Annotated in this window: 16 protein-coding genes; 4 read left to right on the top strand and 12 right to left on the bottom strand. The window is 73.2% G+C overall.

Going from position 1 to position 19,982, the window contains the following annotated elements; all coding sequences use genetic code 11:
* Window positions 1-747: 747 nt before the first annotated feature.
* Genes ACWDAS_RS08920 through ACWDAS_RS08905 form a run of 4 tightly spaced genes read right to left on the bottom strand, consistent with a single transcriptional unit; the run spans window position 748 to window position 5,418 of the window.
* Window positions 748-1,386, bottom strand: coding sequence for a response regulator (locus tag ACWDAS_RS08920; RefSeq protein ID WP_450388171.1), 639 nt, complete (start codon window positions 1,384-1,386; stop codon window positions 748-750).
* Between the two features lie 42 nt (window positions 1,387-1,428).
* Complete coding sequence (locus ACWDAS_RS08915) at window positions 1,429-3,060, bottom strand: amidohydrolase (RefSeq protein WP_450388170.1); 1,632 nt, start codon at window positions 3,058-3,060, stop codon at window positions 1,429-1,431.
* 4 nt (window positions 3,061-3,064) lie between these two features.
* A complete protein-coding gene (locus ACWDAS_RS08910) occupies window positions 3,065-4,645 on the bottom strand; it encodes an AMP-binding protein (protein WP_450388169.1) in 1,581 nt (526 codons plus the stop codon).
* A complete protein-coding gene (locus ACWDAS_RS08905; protein WP_450388168.1) occupies window positions 4,642-5,418 on the bottom strand; it encodes an enoyl-CoA hydratase/isomerase family protein in 777 nt (258 codons plus the stop codon). The genes ACWDAS_RS08910 and ACWDAS_RS08905 overlap by 4 nt, the downstream gene beginning before the upstream one ends.
* Window positions 5,419-5,578: 160 nt before the next feature.
* Here ACWDAS_RS08905 and ACWDAS_RS08900 point away from each other — a divergent pair, with 160 nt between their 5' ends.
* Window positions 5,579-6,283 (top strand): TetR/AcrR family transcriptional regulator, encoded by a 705-nt coding sequence (locus ACWDAS_RS08900; RefSeq protein WP_450388167.1) that lies wholly within the window; start codon window positions 5,579-5,581, stop codon window positions 6,281-6,283.
* A gap of 24 nt (window positions 6,284-6,307) precedes the next feature.
* Window positions 6,308-6,760, top strand: a complete 453-nt coding sequence (locus ACWDAS_RS08895) for an N-acetyltransferase family protein (RefSeq protein WP_450388166.1) — start codon at window positions 6,308-6,310, stop codon at window positions 6,758-6,760.
* 82 nt (window positions 6,761-6,842) lie between these two features.
* Here the strand turns inward: ACWDAS_RS08895 and ACWDAS_RS08890 are convergent, their stop codons facing one another.
* Genes ACWDAS_RS08890 through ACWDAS_RS08865 form a run of 6 tightly spaced genes read right to left on the bottom strand, consistent with a single transcriptional unit; the run spans window position 6,843 to window position 13,949 of the window.
* On the bottom strand, window positions 6,843-8,174 hold the full coding sequence (locus ACWDAS_RS08890; protein WP_450388165.1) for a M20/M25/M40 family metallo-hydrolase: 1,332 nt from the start codon (window positions 8,172-8,174) through the stop codon (window positions 6,843-6,845).
* Entirely contained in the window at window positions 8,171-9,178 is a 1,008-nt protein-coding gene (locus tag ACWDAS_RS08885; RefSeq protein WP_450388225.1) for an ABC transporter ATP-binding protein, read from the bottom strand. Before ACWDAS_RS08885 ends, ACWDAS_RS08890 begins: the two co-directional genes overlap by 4 nt.
* Before the next feature lie 11 nt (window positions 9,179-9,189).
* Window positions 9,190-10,179: an ABC transporter ATP-binding protein gene (locus tag ACWDAS_RS08880; RefSeq protein ID WP_450388164.1), complete on the bottom strand. Its 990-nt coding sequence runs from the start codon at window positions 10,177-10,179 to the stop codon at window positions 9,190-9,192.
* 2 nt (window positions 10,180-10,181) lie between these two features.
* Window positions 10,182-11,075: an ABC transporter permease gene (locus ACWDAS_RS08875; RefSeq protein ID WP_450388163.1), complete on the bottom strand. Its 894-nt coding sequence runs from the start codon at window positions 11,073-11,075 to the stop codon at window positions 10,182-10,184.
* Window positions 11,072-12,073 (bottom strand): ABC transporter permease, encoded by a 1,002-nt coding sequence (locus tag ACWDAS_RS08870; protein WP_450388162.1) that lies wholly within the window; start codon window positions 12,071-12,073, stop codon window positions 11,072-11,074. Before ACWDAS_RS08870 ends, ACWDAS_RS08875 begins: the two co-directional genes overlap by 4 nt.
* 7 nt (window positions 12,074-12,080) lie before the next feature.
* Complete coding sequence (locus tag ACWDAS_RS08865; protein ID WP_450388161.1) at window positions 12,081-13,949, bottom strand: ABC transporter substrate-binding protein; 1,869 nt, start codon at window positions 13,947-13,949, stop codon at window positions 12,081-12,083.
* A gap of 113 nt (window positions 13,950-14,062) precedes the next feature.
* Between ACWDAS_RS08865 and ACWDAS_RS08860 the strand changes: the two genes are divergently transcribed.
* Window positions 14,063-16,153, top strand: a complete 2,091-nt coding sequence (locus tag ACWDAS_RS08860) for a S9 family peptidase (protein ID WP_450388160.1) — start codon at window positions 14,063-14,065, stop codon at window positions 16,151-16,153.
* Between the two features lie 366 nt (window positions 16,154-16,519).
* Here ACWDAS_RS08860 and ACWDAS_RS08855 read toward each other — a convergent pair whose 3' ends face one another.
* The gene (locus ACWDAS_RS08855) at window positions 16,520-17,617 is read right to left on the bottom strand and encodes a P1 family peptidase (protein WP_450388159.1); all 1,098 of its coding nucleotides are present in this window, start codon (window positions 17,615-17,617) and stop codon (window positions 16,520-16,522) included.
* Window positions 17,618-17,636: 19 nt separating this feature from the next.
* On the opposite strand from ACWDAS_RS08855, the gene ACWDAS_RS08850 reads away from it, so the two are divergent.
* Complete coding sequence (locus ACWDAS_RS08850; RefSeq protein ID WP_450388158.1) at window positions 17,637-18,704, top strand: hypothetical protein; 1,068 nt, start codon at window positions 17,637-17,639, stop codon at window positions 18,702-18,704.
* 32 nt (window positions 18,705-18,736) lie between these two features.
* On the opposite strand, the gene ACWDAS_RS08845 is transcribed toward ACWDAS_RS08850, so the two are convergent.
* Entirely contained in the window at window positions 18,737-19,981 is a 1,245-nt protein-coding gene (locus ACWDAS_RS08845; protein WP_450388157.1) for a sensor histidine kinase, read from the bottom strand.
* Between the last annotated feature and the right edge of the window lies 1 nt (window position 19,982).

Below are 19,982 nucleotides of genomic sequence, written 5' to 3'. Positions count from 1 at the left end.
CCACCTCGGCGCTCGCGGCGCTGCCTCACGTCATCCGGCGCCGGGTCCGCCGCTCGTCTCCCCCCGCTACCGCTGGGAGGTGCCCCCATGGGCGGACCCAGACACACCCCCGCCCGTCCGGTTGGGGCGACAGACGGCCAGTGGGAGTGGTGGGGGAAGGCCCCTCCCCCCACCAGAGCGCGCCGGTACAACGGGGCGGTCCGCTCGTGGGGAATGCACCGCACAACACGCCCACGGGTTCACCCCGCCCTCGGATCGTCGGCGACGACCGGGGCCTTGGCCTACTCAGGGGGAATCAGAGTGTAGTTGGGGATGGGCCGCTCACGCTGCGCGTCGTCCCGGCTCCGGATCTCCCCGGTCTCGGGTCTGGGGCATCTCCCGAGGTGGATCCCGTGGAGACACGTACCGCACCAGAGTGCGGCCATGACGTATGGAGACGCCCCCCTAGGCGCCGTGAAGGCCAGGTTGAGGTCAGCTCGTCCACAGCGTGGACACGGTTGTCCTGCGAGGGTGGAACCGTCGGTCCACGCCTCCTCATAGATGTCGAGCCATCGCGAGAAATTCATCGAGCCACCTATCTGTGTCGCGAACCGACGCCGAAAGGCCCGCCGCCTCACAAATGTGCGGTCCGGAATGGCCGGCCCCGGAGGCCCCGACCCCGGCCCACCACGAACAGGGCACCACGGCCACTGAACGCGCCGGGCAACCCCCGCCCCCAACCGCAACGGCGCCGCACGCGCGGCACGGTCAGAGCCACCCGTTGTGGCGCGCCGTCCGCACCGCCTCCATACGGTTCCGGGTACCGGTCTTCCCGATGGCGGAGGACAGATAGTTCCGCACCGTCGACTCCGACAGATGCACCCGCGCCGCGATGTCGGCCACCGTCGCCCCGTCCGCCGCCGCGTTGAGGACGTCCTGCTCGCGCGGCGTCAGCGGGCTCGGCCCCGCGCTGAGGGCGGCGGCCGCCAGGGCGGGGTCGATGACCCGGTGGCCGGCGAGGGCCCGGCGGATGGCGGCGGCGAGGTCCTCCACCGGGCCGTCCTTGACCAGGAAGCCGGACGCCCCGGCCTCCATGGCGCGGCGCAGATACCCGGGGCGGCCGAACGTGGTGAGGATCAGCACCTTGCAGGACGGGAGCCGCTCGCGCAGCTCCGCGGCGGCGTCGAGGCCGCTGCGGCGGGGGAGTTCGATGTCGAGCAGCGCGATGTCGGGCCGGACGCCGAGGGCGGTGGGGAGGATCTCGTCGCCGGCGGAGACCTGGGCGACGACCTCGATGTCGTCCTCCAGATTCAGCAGCAGGGCCAGCGCTCCCCGCATCATGCCCTGGTCCTCCGCGAGGAGGACTCGTACCGGATTCTCGGGGCGCTCGCCGTCGGGCTCGGTCATGGGGTCAGAGTAGGCGGCGGACAGGCCCGTCCGCCGCCCTCCCTATGCTTCGAATCCCGCGCCGTCGAAGCCGAAGCGGCCCTCGACCAGGGTGGCCAGCACCGTCGTCCCCGCGATCCGCTCCGGGGCCACCGCGGTCGGGTCCGCGTCCAGGACCGCCAGGTCGGCCAGCATGCCCGGGCGGATGCCGCCCTTGCGGTCCTCCGCGAACTCCGCGTACGCCGAACCCCGGGTGTACGCGCCCAGCGCCTCCAGCGCCGTCACCGACTCCTCCGGGCCGAACGGCGCGCCGCTCTCGGTGCGGCGGTTGACCATGTCGTGGATGCCGCGCAGGGGCGCCCCCGGCACGATCGGGCGGTCGGAGCTGCCGGGTACGGCCAGCCCGGCGTCGAGGAAGGAGCGGTGCCGGTAGCACCAGGCCACCCGGTCGGCCCCCAGTGCCGACCGCATCCCGTCGCCGAGCCGCCCCACGAACGCCGCCTGCGGCACCGGGATCACGCCCAGTGAGCGCAGCCGGGCCAGCTGGTCGGGACGGGTGACCCCGCAGTGCTCGATGCGGTGCCGGGTCCCGGTCCGGGGGTACGCGCGGGCCGCCTCCTCGTAGGCGTCGAGCACCACGTCGATCGCCCGGTCCCCGATGGCGTGCGTGGCCACCTGCCAGCCGGCGGCGTGGGCCGCGGTGATCCGGCTCCGCAGCTCCTCCTCGCCGGACTGCAGATAGCCGCGGTTGCCCGGCTCTCCATGGAAGTCGCAGCACATGGCCGCGGTACGGCCGATCAACGAGCCGTCGGAGAACACCTTCACCGCGCCCAGCCGCAGCCAGTCGTCGCCGAAGCCGGTGTGCAGCCCCAGGTCCAGTCCCGTTCGGACGGTGTCCTCGGCATGGTGCCCGACCGGGTGCAGGGTGTCGGTGCCGACCATCAGCCGGACCCGTACGCCGAGCCTGCCCTCCGCCCTGGCCCGCTGATAGGCGGCGGCCTCGATCGGTGAGTGCCCGATCCAGCCGAGTCCGATGCCCGCCTCGGTGCAGGAGGTGATGCCCTCGCGCAGATAGTCCTCGCTCGCCCGGGCGATGGCGTCCGACAGCTGCCCGAGGGAGTACGGATAGACCAGGTCGCGCACCAGTTGCTGGGCCTGCTCCTCGATCAGCCCGGTGGGCAGGCCGTCCGCGCCGGGCACGATCCGCCCGCCGGACGGCACCCGGGAGGTGTCGATCTCCTCCAGGACGCGGGAGTTGACCACGCACATGTGCGCCGAGGTGTGCCTCAGCCAGACCTTGTGGCCGGGGGCGATCCGGTCGAGCACCTCCCGGTGCGGGTGTCCGCCGATCTTGTTCTGGTCGTAGCCGGAGCCGACCAGCCAGCCGCCGGGGGGCAGTGAGCGGGCCCGCTCGGCGACCGCGTCGTACAGCTCCTCGAGCGTGCGCAGGGGCGGGCTGGACAGGTCCAGCTCGGAGCGGGACAGGCCGTACAGGGCCATGTGGTTGTGGGCGTCGTTGAAACCGGGGACGACGCAGGCGCCGCCGAGGTCCACGGTGCGGTGCGCCCGCACGCCCTCCAGCTCCTCGTCGAGGGCCACGATCCGCCCGTGGTGCAGGCCGATGCGCCCTGCGCGGGGGCGGTCCGGGTCGAGGGTGAGGGCGGTGAGATTGGTCAGGACGGTGTCGATGCGCATCCGGTCACCCCCAGGCCCGTTCGACGCGGTCGTACGTCCGCGCGCCCGCCGGGCCGGCGAGCAGCTCGCCCTTGGCCACCCGCTCGGAGGCGGTGAGCGGCAGGGCGTCGCGGAACTCCCAGAAACGCGGCACCTTGAAGGCGGCCAGTCGTTCCAGACAGTGCTCCGCCAGCTCCTCGGGGGCCTTGTCCTCGCCCCCCAGCAGGTCGTGGTCGGCCACCAGGTACGCCTTGACCTCCTCGCCCCGCAGCTCGTCGGGCACCGCCACCACCGCGGCGGTGTGCACCGCCGGGTGCAGCAGCAGCACCTCCTCCACCTCGGCGGCCGAGACGTTCTCGCCGCTGCGGCGGATCATGTCCTTGGTGCGGCCCAGGTGGTAGACCCGGCCCTCCTCGTCCATCCGGCCCAGGTCACCGGTGTGGAACCAGCCGTCGCGGAAGGCCTCGGCGGTGGCCTCGGGCCGGCCGAGGTAGCCGTCCATCAGGCCGATCCCGCGCAGCACGATCTCCCCGGTGCGGCCGCGCGGCACCGGGCGGTCCTGATCGTCCACGATCCGCACATCGCGCCGGGCGGTCGGTCTGCCGACGCATCCGCTGCCGACGGCGGCGTCGTGATCCGCCTCGCCCACCCTCAGGTCGGCGCCGGTCTCGGTCATCCCGAAGGCCTCGTACCAGGGCACCCCCCAGCGCTCCTCCAGGGCCCGGTGCAGCTGATGGGGGATGGCGGAGCACTGCACGGCGCGCACCCGGTGGTAGCGGTCCAGCGGGTTGGCCGGCATGCGCAGCAGCAGCGCGGGCATCAGGCCGAGGCAGTAGAAGTAGGTGACCTCGTATTCGCGGACCTTGGCCCAGAAGGTCGAGGGGTGGAAGCGGTCGAGCACCACCAGGCGGGCGCCGCTGAGCAGGGCGGCGGCGACGTTCCACTGCGGATCGATGTAGTGGAACGGCTGGGACGTGAGCATCACGTCGTCGTCCCGCAGCCGGGGGAACTCGTCCACCATGCTGCCGGCCAGCACCGTCCAGTAGCGGTGGGGGAGCAGGCAGCCCTTGGGCTTGCCGGTGGTGCCCGAGGTGTACTGGACGTTGGCGAGGTCCTCGGGGGCGGGTGAGTCGCTGTCCGGGAGCCCGGCCCCCGGCGTCCAGGGGCTGTCGATGTCCAGTACCCGGGCCAGCGTCGGCACGGAGTCCTTCAGCGCCGAGGCCAGGCCCAGGAACTCGTGGTCCGTCACGAGCAGCCGGGCCCCGGAGTCGGTGAGCAGGTGCCCGGCGTCATGCCAGCGGTAGCCGGTGTTGACCGGCACCATCGCCGCGCCCAGCCGGGCCAGCGCCAGCCAGGTCAGCGGGAACTCCGGGCGGTTGCGCAGCAGCAGGGCGACCCGGTCGCCGCGCCCGACCCCGAGGGCGGCCAGCCGCTCGGCGATCTGCGCCACCCGCTGTTCGATCTGGCGGAAGGTCAGCTCCTCGCCGGTGGCGTCGAAGGTCCAGGCGCGGCGGCCGCCCCACCGGGCGGCGGCCCTGCGTACCAGGGTGTCCAGGTCCTCGACCTGTTCGGGGAGCAGTCGGGACAGCGGCCGGGTGGTGGTCACAGTCTCCCCTCCCCGTGGCCGGACAGGACCGCGTCCGTGCCGTCGCTCTCGCCGCTGGCCAGGGTGAGCAGCGCGTCCGCGGTCTCCCGGTCGAAGGCGGCCTCGATCGTACCGTCCAGTCCCGCGTCCAGCGCGCGTTTGGCCAGCGCCAGGGCGAACGGCGGCTTGGCGGCCAGCGTGCGGGCCAGCTCCAGCGCCTCCTCCTCATGGGTGCCGGCCTTGACCAGCCGGGTCACCAGGCCCAGCCGGGCCGCCTCGGCGGCGTCGAAGCGCTCGCCGAGCAGTACCAGTTCCTTCGCCTTGAGCGGACCGACGGTGGCGGTGAGCAGCCGGGAGATGCCGCCGGTCACGCTGAGCCCCACGGAGGTCTCCGGGAAGCCGAACCAGGCGTCCTCGCCCGCCACCACCAGATCGCAGCCGAGCGCGAACTCGCAGCCCGCGCCGAGGGCGTAGCCGTGCACCGCGGCGATCACCGGGAAGGGGGAACGCCGGATCTGCCGGGTAATCTCCTGGATCCGGTCGATGCGCGCGCGGGCCGCCTCGATCCCGTCCGAGTGCGGCTCCTCGCGCAGATCGTGTCCGGAGCAGAACGCGCGCCCCCGGCCGGCCAGCACGGCGGCGCGGACCTCCTCCCGCCGGGCTCGCAGCAGCGCTTCCACCAGGGCGTCCACGAGTTCGGGGACGACGGCGTTGAGCCGGTGGCTGCGGTCCAGGCGGATGACGGCGATCTCCCCCGCGCGGTCGTAGCTGACGGGGGGCGGCGGACTGCTCACTGGGCTCCTCGTGCGGAACGGAACTGAGAGGCGGATCGTCTGTCGATCGATCGATCGAGTCTGTAACGTAGGGAACGTCGAAAACCGCCGTCAAGGGTCTCGGTACCGTGTCGGGCAGGGGGTTCACCCTGTCCGTCACCGCCTGAGAGGAGTTCCGCGGATGCCCAGGACACCAGCCGCGCGACCGGCCGCCGGAGACCGGGAGGCCACCCGGGGCCGGGTGTGGCGCGCCGCGGTCGAGCTGTTCGCGGCCAAGGGCTTCCACGGCACCGGCATCCGCGAACTCGCCGACGCGGCCGGGCTGTCCTCCGCCACGCTCTACCACTACATGGGTTCCAAGGACGAGTTGCTCTTCGCCATCATGCGGCAGAGCCTGGAACGGCTGTCCGTCGCCGCCGACCGGGTCGCCGAGGGAACCGCGGCCCCGGCGGAGCGGATCGCCGCGCTGGTGCACGTCCACGTCCTGGCGCACGCGCTGCACCCCAGCGAGACCGCCGTGGTCGACCACGAACTGCGCGCCCTCGGGCCCGAGCAGCGCGAGGCCGCCGTGCGACTGCGCGACCGCTACGAGGACCGCTGGCGCGAGACCATCACCGCCGGGTGCGCCGGCGGTGTCTTCGCCGTACCCGAGCCCTCGGTCGTACGGATCGCGCTGCTGCAGATGTGCTCGGCGGTGGCCGACTGGTACGCGCCCGACGGTCCGTTGGGCCTCGACGAGATCGCCGGGACCCACGCCCGGATCGCCCTGGCCGCACTCGGCGCCGCCGCCGGCGTCCAGTCGGCCGGCTTCGTCACCGACATCGGTCCCGGGCGGAAGCTGGTCGAGGAGATCTGGCAGCTGGACCTGCCGCCCACGCGTTCCTGAACCGCCGAACCCGAAAGGTCCTCCGTGTCCATCCGCGAAGCCGTCCCCGCCGACGTCAAGGAGATCCACGCCCTGATGGTCGAGCACGCCGCTCACGAGGGCGCCGCCGATCAGATCGCGCTGACCCCCCAGGGACTGGAAGAGCACATGTTCGGCCCCCAGCCGACCGTCAGGGCGCTGATCGCCGAGCCGCCCACGACGCCCGGGACGGTCGCCGGGGCAGCCCTGTGGTACCCGACCTTCTCCACCTGGGCGGGCCGCAGCGGCATCTGGCTGGAGGACCTCTACATCCGCCGCGAGCACCGCCGTCACGGCCTCGGCCGCGCCCTGCTCGCCGAACTGCGTGCCCGCACCGGCGGCCGGGTGGAATGGGACGTGATGCGCGGCAACGACGACGCGGCCGCCTTCTACCGCAGCATCGGCGCCTTTCCCGCCGACCAGTGGACCCGCTACCGCTGGCTGCCGTCGGCGGACTGAGGGCGCCCGCCCGGGATGCGGACCGGCGGTCGGGCGGCCGGACCCACGGCCTCCGGCCGCCGGTCCGCCCTGGAGAGGGAGATCAGCGGCGCCCGCTGCCCGGGGCGGGGCGGTCACGCCCGGCGAGGAAGCGGTCCAGCACGCGCACGCCGAACTCCAGCGCCGCCACCGGCACCCGCTCGTCGACGCCGTGGAAGAGGCCCCAGTAGTCCAGCTCCGGCGGCAGCAGCAGCGGGGCGAACCCGTAACTGCGGATGCCGAGCCCGGCGAAGGCCTTGGCGTCCGTGCCGCCGCTCATCACATAGGGCACCGGGCGGGCCGCGGGGTCCTCGGCGGCCAGCGCGGCGCACATCGCGGAGAAGGTCTCCCCGGTCGGCCCGGTGTCGGCGGCGTCCTCGAAGTTGAGGAACTCCCGGGTCACCCCGGGCCCCAGCAGCCGGTCGACGGTCTCCAGGAACTCGTCCCGGAAGCCGGGCAGGAACCTTCCGTCGACCTGCGCGGACGCCGTCCCCGGGATGACGTTGACCTTGTAGCCCGCGGACAGCACCGTCGGGTTGGCCGAGTTGCGCAGCGCGTGCGCGAACAGACCGCCGGCCTGGCCGAGTCGCGCCGCCTCGGCGTCCAGCCTGTCGTGGTCGAGCGTGGTGCCCAGTGCCTCGGCCAGCCCGTCCAGCAGCGCCCGTACGGCAGGGGTGAGCCGCACCGGCCAGGGGTGGGCGGCCAGCCGCGACAGGGCGTGGCACAGTTCGGCGACGGCGTTGTCGGCCGTCTGCCGGGAGCCGTGCCCGGCGGTGCCCTGCGCGGTCAGCCGCATCCAGGCGATGCCGCGCTCGCCGGTGGCCACCGGGTAGATCCGCACCGGTTCGCCGTCCGCGCCGGCGGCGGTGACGCTGAAGCCGCCGGACTCGCTGATCGCCTCGGTGCAGCCCTCGAACAACTCCCGGTGTTCGCGGGCGAGGAAGTACGCGCCGTACTCGCCGGTCGCCTCCTCGTCGGCGGTGAAGGCCAGCACGATGTCGCGCGCCGGCCGTACCCCGCGTTCGGCCCAGGCGCGGACCAGGGCCAGCGTCATCGCGCAGGTGCCCTTCATGTCCACCGCGCCCCGGCCGTGCACCTGGCCGTCCCGGATCTCACCGGAGAGCGGGTGGACCGCCCAGTCGGCGGGGTCGGCGGGCACCACGTCCAGGTGGCCGTGGACCAGCAGCGCCTCCCGGCCCGGATCCCGGCCGGGGATCCGGGCCACCACATTGGTCCGCCCCGGGGCCGCCTCCAGCAGCAGGGGCTCGACACCGGCCGCCTCCAGCAGCCCGGCGACGTATTCGGCAGCCTTGCGCTCGCCGGGTCCGCGGCCGTCGCCGTGGTTGGTGGTGTCGATCCGGATCAGCTCCGAGCAGATCCGGGCGACGTCGCTCATGACCCGCCCCCGGCGGCGGAGGGCAGGAAGCACGCGGTCCGGTGGGCCCCGTCGGCCGGCAGCACCGGGAGCTCGCCCCCGAGGCAGCGGTCCGCGACGCCCGCGCGTTCCGCCTCGCCCGAGGCGTAGGCGGGACAGCGCGGCCGGAAGCGGCAGCCGGCGGGAATCCGAGCGGGGTCGGGCGTCTCCCCGGTGAGCACGGTCGGCTCGGACCCGGACACCTCGGGCACCACCGAGAGCAGCGCCTTGGTGTACGGGTGCCGGGGGCGCAACAGCACCTCGGCGGCGGGTCCGCTCTCCACGATCCGGCCCAGGTACATCACCGCGACCCGGTCGGCGATGTTCCACGCCAGGCCCAGGTCATGGGTGACCACCAGCACCGACAGGCCCAGCTCCTGACGCAGCCGCAGGAGCAGGGCGAGGATCTCGCCGCGCACCGACGCGTCCAGCGAGGAGACCGGCTCGTCGGCGACCAGCACCGACGGCTGGAGCACCAACGCGCCGGCGATCACCACCCGCTGCCGCTGCCCGCCGGAGAGCTCGTGCGGATAGCGCAGGAAGAAGCGCTCGGCGGGGCGCAGCCCGGCCCGCGACAGCGCCTCCGCGACCAGTTCCTGCTCGTCCCCCTCGACGCCGTGGATCCGCAGTCCCTCCGCCACCGCGTCGTACACGGTGTGCCGGGGGTTGAGCGAGCCGCTGGGGTCCTGCAGCACCAGCTGCACCTCGCGGCGGAACGCCCGCAGCGCCCTGCGGCCGTAGCCGAGCGGCTCGCCGCCGACGCTGATCTGCCCGCCGGAGGGGCGCACCAGCCCCAGCAGCGTCCGGGCCAGGGAGGTCTTGCCGCAGCCGGACTCCCCGACCAGGGCCACGATCTCTCCGCGGCCGACGGCCAGGTCCACCCCGTCGACCGCGCGGGCCCTGCCGAAACTGACCCGCAGCCCCGAAGCGGCCAACGCGGCGGCCTGCTGCCCCGGGCCGGCGGACTCCGCGGCCGGCTCGGTCATGGTCTTCTCGCTCATCGCGCACCTCGCAGGTCAAGTCCCGGCTCGTCCGCGCGCAGACAGGCCGACAGGCGCCCGTCGCCGACCGGGGACAGGGCTGTCTCGGTGCCGGCGCACGCCGGAAGTGCCACCGGGCAGCGCGGATGGAAGGCACAGCCACCGGGGAGGTCCGCCGGGAAGGGCGGATCGCCCGGCAGCCCGCTCGGCGCGAAGCGGAACCGCTCGTCGCCGATGCGCGGGAAGGCGCCGGCGAGAGCCGCGCTGTAGGGGTGCCGCGCGGTGTCGAAGACCTCGGCGGCCGGACCGCTCTCCACCACCTGCCCGGCGTACATCACCGCCGCCCGGTCGCAGACACTGCCGAGCACCGACAGATCGTGACTGATCAGCACCAGTCCCAGTCCGAGGTCGCGGACCAGTTCCGACAGCAGCCGCAGCACCTGCGCCTGCACCATGACGTCCAGCGCCGTGGTCGGTTCGTCGGCGATCACCAGGCGGGGCCGGCAGGCCAGTGCCAGGGCGATCATCACCCGCTGGCGCTGGCCGCCGGAGAGCTGATGGGGGTGGGCTGCCGCGCGCCGCGCGGGCAGTCCCACCTGCTCCAGCAGTTCGCCGACCCGCCGTTCGGCGTCGCGCCGGGTGGCGGTGGGCTCGTGCAGCAGGATCGGTTCGGCGATCTGCCGACCGATGCTGTGCACCGCGTTCAGCGAGTGCAGCGCTCCCTGGAAGACGATGGACGTCTCCGCCCAGCGCACCGCCCTCAGCCGGCCGAAGGACATCCCCAGGACGTCCTCACCGTCCAGCAGCACCTGCCCGCCCACCCGGGCGTTCTTCGGCAGCAGCCGCAGCACCGCGTGACTGAGCGTGGATTTGCCGCAGCCGGACTCCCCGGCCACCCCGAGGACCTCGCCCGCGTCCACGGACAGGTCCACACCCCGCACCGCGGGTACCTCGCCCTCGGCCGCGTCATAGGTGACGCGGAGGTCTTTCAGTTCCAGCAGGGCCATGGCTACCGCGCCTCCCGCAGCCGGGGGTTGAGCACGCTCTCCAGGGTCCGCCCGATCAGCGTGAAGGACAGGACGACCAGGACCACGCAGATGCCGGGCGGCAGCACGAACCACCACTCGCCGCTGGACATCGCCCCGGTGCCGTCGGCGTGGTCGAGGATGGAGCCCCAGGAGACCTGGGTCGGGTCGCCGAGGCCCAGGAAGGACAGCGTGGTCTCGGACAGGATCGCGATGGACACCGTCAGCACCGTGTTGGCCAGCACGAGCGGCATGACGTTGGGCAGCACATGACGGGACATCTGGTGCCAGTCGCCGGCCCCCAGCGCCTTGGCCCGCTCCAGGTAGGGGCGGGAGCGTACCGACAGCGTCTGTGCGCACACCAGCCGCGCGGTGCCGGGCCAGGAGGTGATGCCGATCACCACGATGATGTTGAACAACGAGGCCCCGAGCACGGTGGCCAGCACGATCGCCAGCGGCAGGAAGGGGATGACCAGGAACCAGTCGGTGAGGCCCATCAGCAGTGACCGGACCGGGCCGCCGTAGAAGCCGGCGGTGATGCCCACCACGGTGCCCGTGGCCATGGAGATCCCGGTCGCTGCCAGGCCGACCAGCAGCGAGATCCGGGTGCCGTGGATCAGCAGGGTGAGGATCGAGCGGCCGTTCTCGTCGGTGCCCAGCGGATGGCTGAGCGACGGCGGCTGGTGGCCGGCCGCGGTCACCTGGGTGATGTCGAGTCCCGAGGGGTCCGCGAGCACCGGCGCGAGCAGCGCGACCAGGACGAACACGCCCAGGATCGCCAGTCCCACCAGGCCGGAGCGATGGCTCCGGTAGTCGCGCCAGAACCGGGCCAGGGCGGCCTTGCGTCGGGTCCGGGCGATCGAGGCGGCAGTGGTCATGACTCACTCACCCGGGGGTCGAGGACCGCGTAGAGGAGGTCGGCGAGCAGGGTGCACACGATCACCCCGATGGAGAACAGCAGGAACACCGCCTGCAGCAGCGGGATGTCCGGGCCGGTCAACGCCTGGTACGACAGCCAGCCGAGCCCCGGCCAGGAGAACACCTTCTCCACGGTGATCGCGCCGCCGATGACGAAGCCGAAGTTCAGGAAGATTAGCGTCATGGTCGGCAGCAGCGCGTTGGGCACCGCGTGGTTCCGGCGTACCAGTGCGTCGCGCAACCCCTTGGCGCGGGCCAGGGTCAGATACTCCTGTCCCAGCTCGTCCACGAGCGAGGCCCGCATGATGCTGGCGTACTCGGCGAGGTAGACCAGCGTCAGCGAGGTCACCGGGAGCGCCATGTGCCAGATCACGTCCAGCCAGCCGGCCGGGCTGGCGGTGTCGGTGCCGTCGGAGGCCATCCCATGGCTGGGGAAGAACGGCAGCGCGATCATCAGGACCATGCCGAGCCAGAACTCCGGCATGGCGTAGAGGGTGAGCGTGCTGCCGGTGGAGACCCGGTCGAACAGCGAACCGCGCTCCCAGCCGCTGCGTATCCCGATCCAGATGCCCGCCACCGAGGCGAGCAGGATGCTGGTGCCGACCAGCAGCACGGTCGGCCACACCCGCTCGCCGACCAGCTGCCACACCGGCTGGTTGAAACGCACCGAGTTGATGGCGGAGGAGAAGGGGTTGGACAGGTAGTCCAGGAATTGCTGCCCCACCGGCTGGTTGAGCTGCCTGCGCAGCGCGGCGATCTGCTCCCTGGGCATGTTCCGGCCCCGGGTGTACAGGCCGATCGGGTCGCCCGGCAGCAGCCGGAACAGGACGAAGTTGAAGCAGAGGACGAAGAACAGGGTCGCGCCGGCCCAGCCCACCTTGCGCAGGGCGTACCCCGGGTAGCCGCTGAGCAGGCGGCGCCCCGGGGCCCGTTCGGCCACGGTCGTGACGGCGGTCATCGCGGCGCTACTCCCGCTCGTCCGCGGTCTTCTTGTCCCGGCGCCGGGCGACGATCGTCCCGCCGGCGCCCAGCACCAGCACGGCGGCCAGGCCGACGCCGACCATGGTCCCGGCGTTGCCGCCTCCGGTCTCGGCCGCCTGCGCCGAGACCGGGTGGACGTTCCGGTAGGAGTAGGTGCCCATCTGGAAGAGGATGGGTCCGTTCGGCGCGGGCTGCGGCACGAAACCGGTCCAGCGGTCGCTGCGGTACGCGGCGAGGTCGTCGTAGTAGTACGTCATCGCGTAGGCGGCGTCGTCGTAGAGCAGCTTCTGCATCTGCTTGACGATCTTCGCGCGCTCGGCCCGGTCGGTCTCGACGGCCTGCCGCTGGTAGAGCGCGTCGTAGGCGGGGTTGCAGTAGAAGGAGTCGGAGAGGTCCGCGTAGATCTCGCCGCCGTCCTTGTAGCTGCGCTTGTCGCAGGTGAAGACGGACAGTTGGTAGTCGGGGTCGGGTTCGACGCCCCAGCCCCACTCGAACATGTCGAAGTCGCCCTGGCCGACGCGCTCGGTGAGGGCGTCCTCGGAGATCACCGAGACCTTGACCTCGATGCCGATCCGGGCGAGCCACTTCTTCACGAACTCGGCCGTGTTCTGGGACTCCTTGGACTCCTGGCGCGAGAACAGCCGCAGGCTCAGCCGCTTGCCGTCCTTGGCGCGGATACCGTCCGCGCCCTTCGTCCAGCCCGCCTCGTCCAGCAGCCTGCCCGCCGCACCGAGGTCGAAGTCCTGCCGCTCGCCGGCGGCCGGCACGTAGTGCAACTGCTGGTACACGGGCGGGACGACCGTGTCGGCCGGGCTGCCGTGGCCGCCCAGCACCCGCTCCACCAGCGTCTTGCGGTCGATCGCGTGCGAGATCGCCTGCCGGACCCGCTTGTCGCGCAGTGCCGGGTGGCCGTTGCCGATGGGGGTTCCGTCGGCGAGCGCGGCTCCGTTGTTGAAGGAGATCTCGTCGAAGTTGGAGTTGGCGGCCGAGCGTGTGGTGATCCCGGGCTGGCCCTGGAGCGACCGGAAGACGTTGTTCTCCAGGTCGTAGGCGTAGTCGATCTCGCCCCGCTTGAGCGCCTCGGCCATGGCGTCGGCGTTGGTGAAGACGGTGAACGTCAGCTTGCCGATCTTGGGAGGGCCGCCCCAGTAGGACGTGTTGGCCTCGAAGCGGATGTTCTGGCCCTTCTGCCGGCCGACCAGCCGGAACGGCCCGGAGCCGACGACCGGCGCGTCCTTCGGGTCGTTGGCGAAGGACTTGACCTTCTCTTCGCTGATCTTGGACCAGATGTGCTCGGGCAGGATCGGCACCCACAGCTGGTTCATGATCGGGCTGCTCTGCTTGACATGCAGCACCAGGGTGGTGTCGTCCGGCGCCTCGGCCTTGGTGATGTTGGCGACGTAGTTGCCGTAGTTGCTCTGCTCGTAGTCGCCGCCCAGGATCCGGTTGAAGGTGTACGCGGCGTCCTTGGCGGTCAGCGGTACGCCGTCGCTCCACTTGACGCCGGAGCGGATCTTGTACGTCCAGCTCTTGCCGTCCGGTGCCTCCTCCCAGGAGGTGGCGAGCCCCGGTACGGGGGAGAAGTCCTTGTCGCTCCAGCCCATGAGCAGGTCGTAGGTCACCCCCCACATCTCGTAGGACTCCTGGACGACCCCGGTGAACGGGTTGAGCGAGTCGACGTCGGAGAGGATGCCCACGGTGAAGGTCGTGGCATGCGCCGGCTTGGTGGCGGAGTGGGGCGCCGCCGCGACCGAAGCGACCGTCCCGGGGGAGAGGAGCAGTCCGGTGGTCAGTGCGGCGGCGGCGAGCCCTCGCAGGGCGCGGCGGGACAGCGGGGCTGCGGCAAGGGACAAGGGATCCTCCGGGCGGCGGGGATTCGGCGGACCACAGTCTCGGTCGATCGATCGATCGGGTCAAGGGGTAGATCCCTCTGTCCGGCGGACGATCACGGTGCTAGCGTCCGGCCATGTCCCATGCCGACCCGCACATCCACGCCCCCGCGACCGCTCCGGTCCCGCCGCGCGGCACCCTGGTGCGCACCCTGCACGGGGTGCGGCGCCCCGACGAGTACGACTGGATGCGGGACAGTGGCGAGGCCGGCCCCCACCTGGTCCGGGAGCGCGCCCATTACGAGGCGATGACCGCGCACACCGCACCTGTGCGGGACGCGCTCTTCAATGACATGGCGGCCCGGGTGGCGGAGGCCGACCGGTCGGTGGAGTGGCGACTCGGCGGGCATGTCTACCGCACCGAGACACCCCGCGGAAGCGACCACGAGCGTCTTGTGCGGTGGGACAACGGATGTGACACGCAGTCCGCGCCGGATGTACTGCTCGACCTAGAGGAGCTCGCCCAGGGCTCCTCGTACGTGGAGACCGGGCTCCGGGAGGTCAGCCCCTGCGGCAACTTCCTGGCGTACTCCGTGGACACCACCGGCGAGGAGGTCTACGAGCTGCGCTTCCGCGATCTGGCCAGCGGTCGGGACCTGCCCGACCGGATCAGGCGCAGCTACTACACCGGCGCCTGGTCCGCCGACTCCACCGCCTTCCTCTACACCGTCCCCGACGCGCGCTACCGCCCCCACGAGGTCCGGCTGCACCGCCTGGGCACCTCCGAGGCCGACGACCGGCCGGTGCTGCGCGAGGACGACGCCCGCTTCGAACTCACCGTCTCCGCCACCCGCTCCGGCTCCCTGATCATCCTCACCGCGGCCTCCCGCGACACCACCGAGACCTGGCTGCTGGACGCCGCCGACCCCACCGGCGTGCCCCGTTCCGTGGCGGGCCGCACCCCTGGAACCGAGTACCGGGTCGACCACGACGCCGCCCGCGACCGCCTGGTCGTCACCACCGACCGGGACGCCCCCGAGTCGCAACTCGTCAGTGCCCCGCTGACCGCGCCGGACCGGTGGGCCACCCTGCACCCGGCCCGCCCCGGCGAACGCCTGCTTCGCGCCGACGCCTTCGCCCGCCATCTGGTCCTCACCCTGCGCCGCGACAGCTCCCCGATGCTGCGCGTGGTGCCGCTCGACCCCGCCGCCGAACCGTACGAACTCCACCCCGAACTGCCCGCCGGCCGCATCGCCGCCGTCCACAACCACCTCTACGACACCACCGGGATCGTCGTGGAGACCGGCTCCTGCACCGAGCCCACCCGCTGGTGGTCCGTCGACCTCGACACCGGTGCCCGCACCCTGCTCAAGGCCGCCGAAGCCCCCGGCCACCGGCCGGGCGACTACGCCACCGAACGCCGCTGGGCCCCCGCCCCCGACGGCACCCTCGTCCCGGTCACCCTCGCCCGGCGCGCCGACACCCCGCTCGACGGCACCGCCCCCTGCCTGCTCTACGCCTACGGCGCCTACGAGGCCGTGGACGAACCCGCGTACGACCCGGCCCTGACAGCCCTGCTCGACCGCGGCGTGGTGTTCGCCCACGCCCATGTCCGCGGCGGCGGCGAACTCGGCCGCGCCTGGTGGCAGGACGGACGCCTGGCCCGCAAGGTGAACACCTTCACCGACCATCTGGCCGTGGCCGATTGGCTGGACGGCGAGGGCCTGGTCGACGGGCGCCGCATCGCCACCCGCGGCCTGTCCGCCGGGGGACTGCTGCAGGGCGCCGTGTTCAGCATGCGGCCACAGCGCTGGGCCTGCGTCGTCGCCGAGGTGCCCTTCGTCGACGTGGTCACCACCATGCTCGACGCGGACATCCCGCTCACCGTCAACGAGTGGGAGGAGTGGGGTGATCCGCGCCGCCCCGAGGACTTCGCCTGGATGCTCGCCTACTCCCCGTACGACAATCCGCCGCCCCCGGCGGGCCGCCCCCCGCTGCTGGTCACCGGCGCCGTCCACGATCCCCGGGTGATGGTGCACGAACCGGCGAAATGGGTGGCCCGGCTGCGCGCCACCGCCGACCCCGACCGCAGCGCCCCGGTGCTGTTCCGCGTCGAGACCGGCGAAGGCGCCCACGCGGGCCCGGCCGGCCGCTACTCCCGGCTCCGCTACGAGGCGGAGGTCTACGCCTACGTCCTGGACGCCTTCGCCCGCGCGGGCGACCGGTAGCCGGCCGAGCCCGGGAACCGGTCACGAACGCGGCGGGCCAGGGCGTTGTGCCGCCGAGGGTGTTGGGCCAGGGCGGTCGAGCGGCACCTGCGAGGGCTGTACCCGCCCGAGCAGACCGCGACGGGGCTGTCCTCGCTCACGCCCCGGCGCGGCGCGCCGGCGGGCCCGTGTTCAGCCGGCAGTTCCCCGGCCGGTTCCCGAACCGCCGCGCCGGGTGTCCCGCAGTGGACCAGGGTGCGGAGCAGCGGCCGCTGCCCCGGGTCGAACCACGCGGCCGGCGAGGCGCTGCCGCGTCAGCGGCTCCGCCCAGGCCGGGGCCATGCGCCGCCGGCGCGGCGGCGGGGCTGCACCGGGGCCGCACCGACGCTAGGGCAGCCGTCCGGCGGCCCGCAGCAGCTCCAGCGTCGGCCCGACCGGCAGCGCCTCCATGGCGCGACCCTCCCGGCCGGTCACCGTGCGCGCCTGGAAGAGAGAGTTGAGCACCGCCTCCTCGGTGGCCTCCACCGCCCCCGCGAAGTACGGGTCCAGATCACGTCCCGACGCCGGAGTCCCGGCCGGGGACTCCCCGCGAGCGGTCCGCAGCCCGGTGGCGAAGGCGAAGAAGATCTCGCCGCTGCCGTGGTGGGCCGTGGAGCCCGTCCTGGCCAGGCCCAGTCCCGCCCGCCGGGCGAGGCGTTCGCAGGCCGCGGAGTCCAGCGGGCCGTCCGTGGCGACCACCACGATGCACGAGCCCGCCGGACCGGGCAGCTCCCGCTCCGGCGGCGCCGGCGGCAGCAGTCGCCCGACCGGGACGCCGTCCACGGTGAGCCGCTCCCGCTCCCCGAAGTTGGTCATCGCCAGCACGCCCACCACATGACCGTCCGGCAGCACCCGGGAGGCCGTACCGATGCCGCCCTTGAAGCCCAGGCAGCACATTCCCGTGCCGGCGCCCACCGCCCCCTCCGGCGGGGCCGTCCGCCGCCCGCCCACGGCCGCGCCCGAGGCCCGCGCCGCCCGCAGCGCCCCGGCGACATCCTCACGGCTCACCTGCATACGACGGGCGTCGTTGAGGAAGGAGTCGTCGCACTCGGCCACCACCGGGATCACCACGTCGTCGCCGATGCCCTCGTCCTCCTCCAGCAGCAGCTCGCAGGCGGCGTCGTACACCCGGCCCAGCTGCATGGTGGAGGTGAGGAACACCGGGGACTCCAGCAGCCCCCACTCCCGCGCGGCCAGCAGCCCGGTGCACTCACCGGCGCCGTTGAGCACCGCCGCACCGGCCGGCAGCGGACGGCGCGGGGCGCTGCCGCCCGGGTCGATGACGGTCACTCCGGTGCGGGCGGTGCCGCGTCCCACCGGCGGGGCGGGCTCGTCCCGTACCACCGTGGCATGTCCGACCCCCACGCCGGGCACATCCACGATCGAGGCCGTGGGGCCGCTCGGCAGCAGTCCGATGGTGATTCCCAGTTCCTGTACGCGACTCATGGCTGCCATCATGCACGCCATGAATGCGCAGCTCACAGCGGTGTGGTCGGATGAATGCGCCCAACACGACCCGGGTGCGGAGATATGGGTGGGCGTACGGACCCCGGCCGCCGAGGTACCGGAGCGGGTGGCGGTGATCCGCGCCGCACTGGAGGGGGCCGGCGTCCGGCTGGTGCGGGCCGCCCCGCACGGCGACGAGCCGCTGACCGCCGTCCACGACCCCGGCCTGCTGGCCCACCTGCGCGAGGTGCACCGGCAGTGGGTGGCGGCCGGGTTGCCGGAACTCGCCGGCCAGGACCGGGTGGTCCCGTATGTCTTCCCCACCGCCGCGATGCTCGCGGGCATGTCCCCGACCCCGGCCGACGGAGTGCACGGCCGCGTCGGGCAGTGGTGCTACGACACCATGACCCTGGTCGGCCCCGGCACCTGGCCGGCGGTACGGGCCGCCGCCGACGCCGCGCTGACCGCGGTGCACCTGCTCGGGCCGGATACCCCGCTGACCTACGCGCTGTCCCGTCCCCCCGGCCACCACGCCACCCCCGGCGGGTACGGGGGCTCCTGCTACCTCAACAACGCCGCCATCGCCGCCGAGGCGCTGCGTGCCCGTGGCTTCGAGAGGGTGGCGGTGATCGACGTCGACGCCCACCACGGCAACGGAACCCAGGCCGTCTTCTGGGAGCGCGGCGACGTCCACTACGGCTCGGTCCACGTCGACCCGGCCGCCGGATGGTTCCCGCACTACCTGGGCCACGCCGGCGAACGCGGGGCGGGCCCGGGCGCCGGCGCCAACCGCAACCTGCCGCTGGCCCCCGGCACCGGCGACCAGGGCTGGCTGGAGGCCGTCGCCCGGCTGTGCGAGGAGGCCCGGGCCCATGGGGCCCAGGCGCTGGTGGTCTCCCTCGGCGTCGACGCGGCCGCCGACGATCCGGAAAGCCCGCTGCGGGTCACCGAGGACGGCTACCACCGCACCGGCCGCCTGCTGGGCTCCCTCGGCCTGCCCACGGTCGCGGTCCAGGAGGGCGGCTACCATCTGCCGTCCCTCGGGCCCCTGGTGACGGCCGCTCTCCGCGGCCTGGCGGGTGCCTGAGCCATGGCCTGACAAGCTCCCACCGCTCCACCTCAGGCAGCGCCCGGCCGCGGACGGCAGGACGCTCGGTCCGCTTCGCCGGAGCTCAGCTGCTCCTCCTCCACCGGCAGTTCGGCGACCACCCGGAACCCGCCCCGCGGCCCCGGGCCGGTACCGAGGGAGCCGCCGGCCGCGGCCAGCCGCTCCGTGAGCCCCTTCAGGCCGGAACCCGACCCGGGGGCCGAGCCTGCGCCGCGGCCGTCGTCGGTGATCTGCAGCCGTACGTGCCCGTCGGTGCCCGCGAGTTCGATCCGGCAGGTCGTGGCCCCGCTGTGCCGTACGACGTTGGTGACCCCTTCCCGTACCACCCAGCCGAGCAGGGCCTCGGTCTGCGGGGGCAGCGGCGGGCCGGACTCCTTGACGACGACCTCGATCCCGGTTGCCGCCAGGGCCGAGCGGGCGCGGTCCAGTTCGGTGGAGAGGCTGCCCTCGCGGTAGCCGGTGACCGCCTCGCGGATCTCGGTGAGGGCCTGGCGGCCGACCGCCTCGATGTCGGCGATCTGGGCGAGGGCCGCGTCCAGGTCGCGCGGGGCGAGCCGGCGGGCGGCCTCGGACTTGACGACGACCACCGAGAGGGTGTGCCCGAGCAGGTCGTGCAGGTCGCGGGAGAAGCGCAGCCGCTCCTCGGCCACGGCGTTGCGGGCCAGCTCCTGGCGGGTGGCGCGCAGCTGGGTCACCGCGTCGAAGAGGGTGAGCATGGCCGCGGTCACCAGGCCCGAGATGAGGCTGCCGTACCCGATGGACACGCCGTCCCAGATGTCGCCGCTGCGCAGCCCGGAGACGATCCCGGCGGACACCGCGAGGGCGACGAGCACGGGCCCCATCCGCCGGCCGCGCACCACGATCCCCACGGCCAGCGACAGCAGCGGGAAGAACACCAGCCAGCTGCCGCCGTAGCCGATGGCGAGGGCGTAGGTGACGGCGGCCAGCGCGAGCAGGTACAGCCGGGGCGCCTTCCCGGCCGCGGCACGCGGGTTGAAGGCGGTGAAGACGACCCCGATGTAGAGGGAGTTGAAGGCCAGCAGGCCGAGGCCGCCGAGCCAGGGGTTGGCGGCCTTGCCCTGCAGGAGGTGGGACAGGGCGCCCACGCCCATCAGCAGCCAGGGCAGGAAGGTGAAGCGGTTCGGGGGCTTGAGGTCCTCGATCTCCTCGGAGAAGGTCCGGGTCACCCGCAGGTGCCGCCACTCGTGCCAGATCCGTGCCGGCAGCGGGCGCCGGGGCTCCGTCGTGATCGCCATG

The sequence above is a fragment of the Streptomyces sp. NPDC001070 genome, from assembly GCF_053598835.1.
Note: the sequence above shows the minus strand (reverse complement) of the source record. Positions and strands in the feature narration are given on the sequence as shown.